Source organism: Micromonospora sp. B9E7 (assembly GCF_039871815.1).
Taxonomy (GTDB): Bacteria; Actinomycetota; Actinomycetes; order Mycobacteriales; family Micromonosporaceae; genus Micromonospora.
The window spans coordinates 75,506-85,936 of record NZ_JBDPLX010000030.1; the positions used below are offsets into that span (position 1 = coordinate 75,506).

Consider the following 10,431-nt stretch of genomic DNA (forward strand, 5'->3'; position numbering starts at 1 on the left):
CCCCGGTCAGGCGATCATCTTCTCCAGGTCGGCGAGTGGAAACGCGCCGGCCCCGATCCCCTCCCGGACCGCCTGGCGTACCGCCCGTTGGACGGCGACGTTCGTCGGCGTCGGTACGCCGTGCAGCCGGCCGAGCAGCGCGACCTCTCCGTTGAGGTGGTCGACCTCGGTCGAACCGGTGCCCCGGGCCAGGCTCTGCCAGGTGGAGCCACCGGAGCGGGCCTCCCCGTCGACCGGGCGCTGGCCGACCAGGTCACCACGTTCGGCCTTCTCCTCCTCCGGTGAGGTGTGCGCGATCCCGGCGGCGGCGAGCACGGCGACGCCCTCGGCGCGTACCCGCTCGGCCAACTCGTCGGGGATGTCCCGGCCGAGCAGCGCCTGTAGCCCGTTGCCCAGGTTGCTGAGCAGCTTGCCGTACTTCCAGCGCAGCACGTCCGCGCGCACCGGGGCGACGAAGCCGGCGGCGTCCAGGTCCGCGGCGATCGCCCGGTCGGTGTCGTCGGCACCGCTCGGGTAGCGGCCGATGTGGAGCATTCCCGGGTGCGGGTAGCCGTTGGCCACCACCACCCCCGGGTCCAGGTGGGTGGCGGGCAGCCAGACGCAGACCGGGTGCACGTCGGCGAAGAGGCGCAGCGCGGCCCGCTCGTTCGCCACCCCGTTCTGCGCGGTCACCAGCGGCAGCCGCTCACCGGCCGTACCGCCGCCGGCCACCGGCGCGTCCACCCAGGCGGCCAGCGCGCCGGCGGTGTCCTGCGACTTGACGGTGAGGACCAGCACCGTGTCCGCCGGCAGCGGCTCGTCGCCGGGCCCGTCCGTGGCGGCGAGCCGGGCGGTGATCTCGCCGTCGGGCTGCCGCAGGGTCAGACCCCGCTCCCGGATCACGTCGAGGTGCGCACCCCGGGCCACCAGTGTCACGTCCCGGCCAGCCTGGTCCAGCAGTACGCCGATGGTCCCGCCGACCGCACCTGCCCCGATGATCACGTATCGCATGGACTCATTCTGCCCGCCCGCAGCCCGGGCATCGCCGTCGATCATGGAGTTCTGGTGCCCGATTACGGACGGATCGCGGCTTTCGCGGCCCACCACAACTCCATGATCGACTGAGGAGAGTCAGACGGTCAGGCCCGCGTCGGTGAGGATCGGGCCGGTCAGCAGCAGGGCGCCTGCGACCAGGGCGGCCAGGTTGATCAACGCGAAGACGGTCACCCAGAAGATCGCCGGGAACGGGGTCAGTCCGGCGAGCTGGTCGGCGTCGGAGGCGGGCATCCGGCCCCGCGAGCGCAGCCGTTGCAGCTCGACCACCGGCCGCACCCCACCGAGCAACAGGAACCACACCCCGGCGTACGCGAACGCGGCCTGGACCTGCGGGGTGGCGTACCAGGAGACGGCGAACACCAGCGCACCGGTGACCAGCAGCGACACCACGCCGAAGGCGTTGCGGATCATGACGAGCATGGCCAGCAGCAGCACCACCGCCACCCAGAGCAGGAGTGTGATCCGGTTGCCGCCGAGCAGCCACGCGCCGGCCAACCCGACCAGTGGCGGGGCGACGTATCCGGCGAGCAGGGTGAGGATCATGCCCGGCCCGGTGGGACGTCCGGCGGACAGCGTCAACCCGGACGTGTCCGAGTGCAACCGGATGCCGCGCAGCTTGCGGCCGGTGAGCAGGGCCACCAGGGCGTGGCCACCCTCGTGCGCGATGGTGATGGCGTTACGGGCGATCCGCCAGGGCAGACGGGTGGACACCACCACCAGCGCCACGGCGGCGGTGATCAGCACCAGCAGCGCGGGCGGGTCCGGCTGCGCGCCGAACAGCGTGTCCCACAGGTCGCCCAGTCCGTCGATCGACATCATGGGGCGCGAGCCTACCGGCGGCGTTCCACGAAGGCACTTTTCTCGACGCTGACCGGGTGTCCCTGGTTGGTGAGGTCGTCTCGCCGGGCGACGCCGCCGCCGATCGTCTACTCAAGATGCAGCTCTACGCCATCGCGCGAATCCCCTGGTACCTGCTGGTCGAGCAGGACGGTGACGGCCACTCGTTGCGGCTGTTCCGGCTGGACGGTGAGCACTACGTCGAGGACCAGGTGGCCAAGCCCGGCGAGACGCTGACCGTCGTCGAGCCGTTCCGCTGGCAGCTCGACCCGGCCTCGCTGCGCTGAACCATCCCTCCCCGAGCACCGGGCCTTCGCGGCCCGTCGATGTAACTTTCTTCAGTCACTATTGCGATCTTGGGCACTAACCTCCAAAGATGGATATCGATAGAGCGATCCTCTTGGAGGCACTCATGGCCCGTACCTCGTCATCGCTGCGCCGCGCGCTCGCGGCCGGCCTCACCGTCCTCGCCACCGCGGCGGCGGCCCTGGTCGCGACCGCCGGACCGGCGGCCGCCGCCACCACACCCGGCGTCGACGTGTCCCGCTACCAGGGCACCATCAACTGGACCAGCGTGCGCAACGCAGGCATCCAGTTCGCCTTCATCAAGGCGACCGAGGGCACCAGCTACAAGGACCCGAACTTCAACGCGAACTACGTCAACGCGTACAACGCCGGGGTGATCCGCGGGGCGTACCACTTCGCCCGACCGAACATCTCCGCCGGCTCCACCCAGGCCAACTACCTGGCCTCCAACGGCGGGGCCTGGTCCGCGGACAGCCGCACCCTGCCGGCCGCGCTGGACATCGAGGGCAACCCGTACAGCGGCGGCTACTGCTACGGGCTCAGCACGACCGGCATGCGCAACTGGGTGCAGGACTTCCTGAACACCTACCGCTCCCGCACCGGCCGGTACGCGGTCATCTACACCACCACGAGCTGGTGGAACCAGTGCACCGGCAACTGGACCGGCCCGTGGGCGAACCACCCGCTCTGGCTGGCCCGCTGGTCGAGCACGCCCGGCGCCCTGCCGGCCGGCGCGTCGGTGTGGAGCTTCTGGCAGTACACCAGCACCGGCGCTGTCTCCGGGATCAGCGGCAACGTGGACCGCAACTACTGGAACGGCGACCGGAGCCGCCTGATCGCCCTGGCCAACAACACCTGACCGGGCCGTTGGCGGCAGCGGGATCGACGGTCACCTCACGGTCGACAATCGGTCCGGCTGCCGCCACACCGTCGATTCAGGCCCGCCGCCGGCTCAGGGCCGGCACCACAGCTTCCTCGCGAGCCAGAGCACCCCTGCGCGACAGCCGCCAGGCGGCCACCCCGGAACCAGCAACGATCACGACGCCGAGCAGTGCGATGAGCGCCGGAACCCCCACGGCGACCAGCAGCAGGATCGCGTCGCCGAGCGCGACGAGCATCCACAGTGCCAGCCGAGGCCGGGTGTCCCTCCGTCGGTAACCCATGTCGTGCCTCCCTCCGTCGTCGAAGGTCAAATACCCAGAACGACGGAAGGTCATGCGAGGAGCTTCAGTCCTGGCGGTCGGGCACGAAGCCCTTGGCGATCCGGTCGAAGTCCGGCAGCTTGGCCTGCCAGTCCTTCTCCGCGATCTCCCACCGCAGGGCGTAGCCCCGGTCACTGGCCGTCACGAACCCACGGTTACGGACGTGGATCCGCTGCCCGTCCCGGGTCTCCAGCCACTCCCAGTCGCCGCAGGTCTTCCAGAAGTCGCAGGCCACGATGCCGAGGTTCTGGTAGTTGTTGACGAGCCTCTTGCGGTTTGGCTCCTGCTCCCGCCAGTCCGCTACCGCATCCTTCTTCGGGGAATTGGTCCACTGCACGAGCAGCTTTCCCGGCCCGTTGGACTGGTTGAAGACGACCGTGTTGCCGTTGACCTGGCTACGCACCCAGCCGTCGGGCATCGGCAGGGCGAAGCCTGCCGGGTCCTTGTGCAGCTTCCAGCCTGCCGGTAGCGCGTTCGGGTCCGCCGAGGGCGTGGCCGAGGCCGACGGGGTGGGCGCACCCGTCGTCGGCGGTGGTGGCGCGGCAGCTGAGGTCGGCGCGGGCGCCGAGGTCGTGGCCGCACCGGTCGGGTTGGCCTGCGGGGTCTTGTCGTCGTCCTTGGTCAGCATCGGCACGACAACCACGAGGCCGATCAGCAGCAGCGCGACCAGGGCCCCGACCAGCACGTTGCGGCGGGTGTTGTTCGGCTTCGTGCCGTCCGACAGCGGCACCGCCGCGCGACCGGCCGGACCCACCGGAGGCATCAGCGCCGTCGGGGTCGACGGCTTGCGCTGCTCCGGAGCCACCGGCGGGCCGTCGACAACCGTCGGCTCGTCGTCGTTGGTCGTACCGTCGTCGGTGGTGTCGCCCGTGACCGTGACCTTCGCGGTCGGGTCGGCGTCGGACGGGGCCGGGCGGTCGATCGTGGCGGTCGGCTCCGACGCGGCCGGGGCGGCATCCACACCGGACGAAACCACGGCCGTCGGTGTGGCGTCGGCGGCCGTCGGCGTGGCGGCAGAGGTCGCGGCGGCGGCCGGTGCCGCGTCGGCGGCCGGCGACACGGCAGCAGCCGACGCCGCGGCGGCTGGTGGTGGTGACACCGGCCGGTCGACACTCTCGGCGGGTCGCGGGGCCGGCACCACCGGCAGGCGCGGCTCACGCGGACCGTTCGGCCCCGGTCGGCGTACTCCATCGAGCAGTGAGATCCCGCGCGACCGCTTGCCTCCGGCGCGGCGCAGCAACCGCTCCGCCACCTCGGCGGTGATCCGCTCGTTCGGGTCCTTGCGCAGCAGCCCGTTGAGCACGGCCTTGAGCGGGCCGGCGTTCTTCGGCGGCGGGATCGGCTCGGTGGCCAGCGCGGCCAGGGTGCCGATCGCCGAGGGCCGGGCGTACGGCGACTTGCCCTCGACGGCCGCGTAGAGCGTCGCTCCCAGCGACCACAGGTCGGCCTCCGGCCCGGCCGTGCCGTCCCGGGCACGCTCCGGAGAGATGTACGCGGGCGAGCCGAGCACCATGCCGGTGCGGGTCACGTTCGGGTCGCCCGGAATCGTGGCGAGGCCGAAGTCGGTCAACACCACCCGGCCGTCCTCGCCGAGCAACACGTTGCCCGGCTTGACGTCGCGGTGCATGACGCCCGCCTTGTGCGCGGCGCTGAGCGCACCCAGCACACCGAGCCCGATCTCCACCGTGCGGGCCACCGACACCGGGCCGTCTTCGGCGAGTGTGTCCTGCAACGACTTCGACGCCACGTACTCCATGACGATCCACGGATCGCCGTCGGTGCGCAGCACGTCGAAGATGCGAACGACATTGGCGTGGTTGAGCCGGGCGATGGCCCGGGCCTCCCGCAACGAGCGCTCCCGCATCTCGCGGCGTTCCTCGTCGGTGAGACCGGGCGGCGGCACCAACTCCTTGATGGCGACGTCCCGGTGCAGCACCTCGTCGCGCGCCTTCCACACCCGGCCCATGCCACCCTGGCCGAGCGGCGACAGGAGCCGGTATCGGTCAGCGACAAGTTGGGGAAGCGCGTTCGACATCGCTGAGACGGTACCCGGACCCGCCGACGCTCACACCGCCGGCACGCCACTGTCCGCTTCCCGCAACTTCGCGCCGCGTACCCTGGCGTCATGTCTGCCGAAGAGCCGCTGATCCGGGTCGTCCGCGGTGTACCCACCGCCGAGGAGTTGGCCGCTCTCGTCGGGGCGATCGTCGTCCGCTCCCGCCCAGCCGTGACCCCCGCCCCGATGACCGCGTCCGCCTGGGCGCGCAGCGGGCGTCCGGCCGGCCCCGGCGGGTGGCGCGCCGCCGGCCTGCCCCGCTGACCCGACCTACCCGGACGGGGGCTGCCAGGGGCTTGACGAGCCGCTACCCTCACTCAGGGAAGCGGTGCCGTCACACGTAGGGAGGATCCGTGATCCCTGAGGAGGGCCGGCCAGCGCCCTGGTTGCGCGGATACGGCGGCATCGAGGCCGACATCAGGCAGCTCCGCGACTTCGCCGACCGGCTCGCCGCCGAAGTCGAGAGCAACTACGCGCCCCACCTGTCGTACATCGCCGAGGACATGTCCGCGAAACTGCCCAACCCGTGCGACGCCTTCGTCGAGTTGGTCACGTTCCTGCATGCGCACCACGAGACGCAGCAGGCCACCGCCGACATGGTCTACGCCGTCCGAGGCGCCACCGGCCACCTCGCCGCCGCCGCCGATCGGGTCGCCACCCACTACGCCGACAGCGACGCCTTCACCGCAGCCAGGGTGGTCGACGTACGGCTTGCCCTCGCCGACCCGAGCGCCGTCCTACCCGGCGGGCCGACGCCGATGCTTGCCGACCCGACCGGCCCCGACGCCGAAGGGCCGGTGGTCCTGCCGTGATCGAACGAGGCTCCGGCCGCACCTCCGGCCTCACCGACTGGCAGCTCATGGACGTCAACAGCATGTGGGCCTGCCTGCACGACCACGACACCGCCAACCACTGGAAGCAGGTCGCCGGCTGGCGAAAGGTCTGCGACCTGGCGCAGACCCACCTCGGCCGTCTCCAGGAATACCGGCGCGGGCTCGCCGCCGCATGGCCACCCGAAACCAGCGCCGCCTCCAGCACGTACCTCGCCGAACTCGACCAACTGATCGACAAGGTCCAGCGCACCCACGACGCCGCCGCCGCGAACTACACCGCGCTGTCCGCCGCCACCCAGGCCATCACCACCACCCGCGCCGCGCTCCGCAAAGTCCACGAGGTGTACGCGACCAAGCTCCAACAGAAGCAGGCGTACGAATCAATCGCCGCCGACCCGAAAGCGGTGATGGGCAACCGGGCCGCCACCCCACCGGTTGCCGATGGGGAGTTGGAACAGCTGAACGTGCAGGCCCGGAGCATGATGTTCGGCCTCAGCGGCGAACTCCAACAAGCCCAAGCGACACTCCAAAAACCACCCACTGCCCCTCCGCAAGCCGGCAAGGACATCTCAAATCCAGATGTTTACGGCAGCGGATTCGCGCCTATCATTCCGCCGGTGGTGGCTGTACCCATGACAAGAAGTACGGCGACAATCATCCCCCCGACAACGGGAGCAGCCGCTGCACCTATACCCGTCGCGACCGGAAATGGACCAGTCCTCGGCGGCACCGGGGCAGGAGTTGTCCCGAACTCAGGTAGCACGCTTCCTAATTCTGTATCAACTTCGGCTCAGCTAGCACCCCAACCAAGCATGACGCCACCGTATTCGCCGATATCCAATAGTCCGACATCGAACCAGCGCAACGGAGGACCCACAGGGAGGCCGACTTCAATTGGCCCACACGGTCCACTTCGCGGGCCCGCATCGGAACCACTGCGAATAACGCCCCCTGGAGGAGTCATCGGTGGCACACCGCCGATCCGACAGCCGGAGGGCAGCGGCAGTCCTTCACGACGTGTTAACCCAATTGGAGGCGTCATTGGCGGTGGTGGCGCGGGAACATCCCCCACCGGCGCGGCAGGTTCCCGCCCTTCGGCCGGCAGGGGTTTCTCTGGCGGACATGGCATGCTGCCGAACGGCGGAGCACCCGGAATCTGGAGCGCCGGGTCGGGCGGGTCTGGCCGACCCGGCCGAGGTGACAGCACAGAACCGAACCATTGGGACCCGGACAACCCCTGGGAGACCAAACGAGGGGTCAATCCAGTGGTCCTACCTCCGGATGAAGATGGCCCAATAGATCCAGGACCTGCAATCGGCATGGACCGGTGAGGGTACCGGCAATACGTGCAGCTTTCCTGCTTTTGTCTTGCATAGGGGCCACCCTCCTATCCGGAATTTCAATCGCCGCAGGACCACACAACCAACCAATTGATGAAGGCCCCGATCGAGTTCGCGCCGATCAGTGGCATTTGATCACGCTTGCTTGCGCCGAAGCAAACACGATCAGTCAAGGTGAGGGCGTCATCGTCGCTGTCCCGGACACAGGCGTTGCCCCGCATCCAGATCTGGCAGGCAACCTTCTTCAAGGCATCGATATCGCCGACGGAGAGCGCAGCAATGGACACGGCGACCGGAATAGTCACGGCACTGGCATGGCTGGCCTCATCGCCGCCCACGGGCAAAGCAATAATAAAGGGGCTAGAGGCATTGCTCCAAGGGCAAAAATCCTGCCGATTTTATCCTCAGGAATAGACAACCAAAGCAGCCCAGACAATCTGGGCAAAGCGATTGAATACGCGACATCTTCCGGCGCCGGCGTCATCAGCATCTCAAGTGCGGGTGGCTCTAGCCCTGCCTTGCGTGAAGCGATCAGATCGGCCCTCGCTGCAAATGTCGTAATCGTCGCCGCTGCAGGTAATCAACCCGCCGACGCCCAGGTAGGCTTTCCTGCATCTGTTGATGGCGTTCTGGCAGTAGGTGGAATCGACCGAGATGGGAATCGCGCAGCCATTTCCGTGACCGGACCGGAGATTGACGTGGTCGCACCTGCGGTCGACATCTACAGCACGAGTCTCGACGGCAAGTACCGCAAGGGCACCGGAACCTCCGACGCGACGGCGATCGTGGCAGGGGCGGCGGCCTTGATCAGGTCCAAGTACCCCTACCTGCCCGCACGAGAGGTAGCACACCGGCTCACGGCCACGGCCGTTGACAAGGGCCCGCCTGGGCGCGACGACGAGTACGGCTATGGCGTGATCGATCTGGTGGCGGCACTGACGGCAGACGTACCGCCGCTGGGGTTTGAGTCGGTGAGCGCGCCGGCCGGTGCTGGCCCGTCGACGACGGCCGCCAGGCGGCGACCGGATGATGACGACAGCGACGCTACGGCGCGTGGCTTGGCCACTCTGGGCGTGATCGTGGCTGCCGGGGTCGCTTGGGCGGTGGTGACGCGGCGTCGGCGCCGCAGTGATGATCCGCCGCCCAGAATTAGTCGCTGATCGGTCTGCGACAGGCTGATCGACTCGGGTTTCTTGAAGTCGCGGTATCCGGGCCAGCAGGACACCGCGACTTCAAGGAGTGCGAGTCGATCAAGGAGCCCGAAGCGATCGGGCGCGGGTGGCGGTCTGGCGGGTGGGTTGCCGGTAACGTCGGGCTCGTGTCTGACTCTTTGCCGCTCCGCCTTGTGCTCGCTTCGGCGAGCCCTGCCCGTCGTAAGCTCCTCCAGGCCGCTGGCATCGAGCCGGATGTGCTGGTCAGTGGGGTGGACGAATCCCTCGTGGTGGCCGAACGGGCCGAGGAGTTGTGCCTGGAGTTGGCGCGGCTCAAGGCCCAGGCGGTGCTGACCCGGTTGAGCCCGGCCAACGATCAGCGGACGTTGGTGGTCGGCTGCGACTCGGTGCTGGCCTTCGACGGGGAGATCCTCGGTAAGCCGGCGGATCCGGCGGATGCGACCCGGCGTTGGCGGCGGATGCGGGGACGTAGTGGGGTTCTGCACAGTGGGCACTGCCTGATCGACGTTGTTGCCGGGCGGCGCGCGGAGGCGGTCGCCTCGACGACTGTCCACTTCGCTGACATCAGTGACGACGAGATCGCGACGTACGTGGCCAGTGGTGAGCCGCTGGCCGTGGCCGGCGCGTTCACGATCGACGGGCTGGGTGGGCCGTTCGTGGAGCGGATCGAGGGTGACCCGGGCACGGTTGTCGGGTTGTCGATGCCGTTGCTGCGACGCCTTCTCGCCGAGCTTGATCTGCGGATCACCGACCTCTGGACGAAGGTCGCGCCGGGCGGCCAGACCGTCGAGCCACTCGGTACGGTCCGGTCATGACCACCAAGTCGATCCCGCTCACCGACGAGCTGCACGCTTACCTTGTCGCACACGGCTCCCCACCGGACGAGATCATCCGGGACCTGGCCGAGGAGACCCGGTCGGTGTTGCCGGAGCACGCCACGATGCAGGTGGCGCCGGAGCAGGCGGCCTTCCTGACCTTCCTCACCCGACTCCTCGGCGTGCGGCAGGCCGTCGAGGTCGGCACGTTCACCGGACTGTCGTCGCTGGCTATCGCCCGTGGTCTGCCCGACGGTGGGCAGTTGACCTGCTTTGACATCTCCGAGGAGTTCACCGGCATCGCCCGGCGCTACTGGGATCGGGCCGGCGTGCAGGACCGGATCGAGCTGCGGATCGGCCCGGCCGGTGACCGGCTTCGGGAGTTGCCGCAGGAGCGCTACCTGGATTTCGCGTTCATCGACGCGGACAAGACGGGCTACCCGGTCTACTGGGCGGAGTTGGTGCCACGGATGCGTCCGGGTGGGGTGATCGCGGTCGACAACGTGCTGCGCGGCGGCCGCGTCATCGCACCGCGGGACGTCAGCGACCGGGCCATCGCCGCCTTCAACGACGAGGTTGTCGCCGACGTGCGGGTGGACCCGGTGATGCTGCCGATCGCGGACGGCCTCACCCTCGCCCGGGTGCGCTGACTGGCGACAGGTCGGCCCTCTGATCCACTCGTGTTCCTGGAAGTCGCGGCATCCCACGCGGGCGGTTTCAAGCGGCTGTTGCAACCAGGTGTTTGTGGAGTACCTCGGCTGGATTCTGCCAGTCGAGAGTTTGGCGTGGTCGTCCGTTGAGTTCGCGGGCGACCGCGTCGAGGTCGTCCTGGGTC

Annotated in this window: 11 protein-coding genes and 1 pseudogene; 7 read left to right on the top strand and 5 right to left on the bottom strand. The window is 69.1% G+C overall.

All coding sequences use genetic code 11. The features are described from left to right. Window positions 1-6 precede the first annotated feature (6 nt). Both ABGB10_RS31255 and ABGB10_RS31260 read right to left on the bottom strand, forming a co-directional pair. Window positions 7-990, bottom strand: a complete 984-nt coding sequence (locus tag ABGB10_RS31255) for a 2-dehydropantoate 2-reductase N-terminal domain-containing protein (protein ID WP_347664575.1) — start codon at window positions 988-990, stop codon at window positions 7-9. A 120-nt stretch (window positions 991-1,110) separates the two neighbouring features. After that, a complete protein-coding gene (locus ABGB10_RS31260) occupies window positions 1,111-1,854 on the bottom strand; it encodes a M50 family metallopeptidase (RefSeq protein ID WP_347664576.1) in 744 nt (247 codons plus the stop codon). A gap of 56 nt (window positions 1,855-1,910) precedes the next feature. On the opposite strand from ABGB10_RS31260, the gene ABGB10_RS31265 reads away from it, so the two are divergent. Both ABGB10_RS31265 and ABGB10_RS31270 read left to right on the top strand, forming a co-directional pair. Further along, window positions 1,911-2,159: a Uma2 family endonuclease gene (locus ABGB10_RS31265; RefSeq protein ID WP_347664577.1), complete on the top strand. Its 249-nt coding sequence runs from the start codon at window positions 1,911-1,913 to the stop codon at window positions 2,157-2,159. Window positions 2,160-2,284: 125 nt separating this feature from the next. Next, window positions 2,285-3,037, top strand: a complete 753-nt coding sequence (locus ABGB10_RS31270; RefSeq protein ID WP_347664588.1) for a GH25 family lysozyme — start codon at window positions 2,285-2,287, stop codon at window positions 3,035-3,037. Between the two features lie 76 nt (window positions 3,038-3,113). On the opposite strand, the gene ABGB10_RS31275 is transcribed toward ABGB10_RS31270, so the two are convergent. Both ABGB10_RS31275 and ABGB10_RS31280 read right to left on the bottom strand, forming a co-directional pair. Then, window positions 3,114-3,341, bottom strand: a complete 228-nt coding sequence (locus ABGB10_RS31275) for a hypothetical protein (protein ID WP_347664578.1) — start codon at window positions 3,339-3,341, stop codon at window positions 3,114-3,116. A 64-nt stretch (window positions 3,342-3,405) separates the two neighbouring features. Then, window positions 3,406-5,415, bottom strand: a complete 2,010-nt coding sequence (locus tag ABGB10_RS31280; RefSeq protein ID WP_347664579.1) for a protein kinase — start codon at window positions 5,413-5,415, stop codon at window positions 3,406-3,408. Between the two features lie 90 nt (window positions 5,416-5,505). On the opposite strand from ABGB10_RS31280, the gene ABGB10_RS31285 reads away from it, so the two are divergent. From ABGB10_RS31285 to ABGB10_RS31305, 5 genes are all read left to right on the top strand, one after another. Beyond that, the gene (locus tag ABGB10_RS31285) at window positions 5,506-5,700 is read left to right on the top strand and encodes an acyl-CoA carboxylase subunit epsilon (RefSeq protein WP_347664580.1); all 195 of its coding nucleotides are present in this window, start codon (window positions 5,506-5,508) and stop codon (window positions 5,698-5,700) included. A gap of 89 nt (window positions 5,701-5,789) precedes the next feature. Continuing rightward, on the top strand, window positions 5,790-6,248 hold the full coding sequence (locus tag ABGB10_RS31290; RefSeq protein ID WP_347664581.1) for a hypothetical protein: 459 nt from the start codon (window positions 5,790-5,792) through the stop codon (window positions 6,246-6,248). 1,423 nt (window positions 6,249-7,671) lie between these two features. Then, the gene (mycP, locus tag ABGB10_RS31295) at window positions 7,672-8,769 is read left to right on the top strand and encodes a type VII secretion-associated serine protease mycosin (RefSeq protein WP_347664589.1); all 1,098 of its coding nucleotides are present in this window, start codon (window positions 7,672-7,674) and stop codon (window positions 8,767-8,769) included. Between the two features lie 158 nt (window positions 8,770-8,927). Further along, window positions 8,928-9,596, top strand: coding sequence for a nucleoside triphosphate pyrophosphatase (locus ABGB10_RS31300; RefSeq protein ID WP_347664582.1), 669 nt, complete (start codon window positions 8,928-8,930; stop codon window positions 9,594-9,596). After that, window positions 9,593-10,246, top strand: coding sequence for an O-methyltransferase (locus ABGB10_RS31305; RefSeq protein ID WP_347664583.1), 654 nt, complete (start codon window positions 9,593-9,595; stop codon window positions 10,244-10,246). Before ABGB10_RS31300 ends, ABGB10_RS31305 begins: the two co-directional genes overlap by 4 nt. 67 nt (window positions 10,247-10,313) lie before the next feature. Here ABGB10_RS31305 and ABGB10_RS31310 read toward each other — a convergent pair. Beyond that, a pseudogene (locus ABGB10_RS31310) lies at window positions 10,314-10,431 on the bottom strand (IS30 family transposase); the annotation flags it as partial.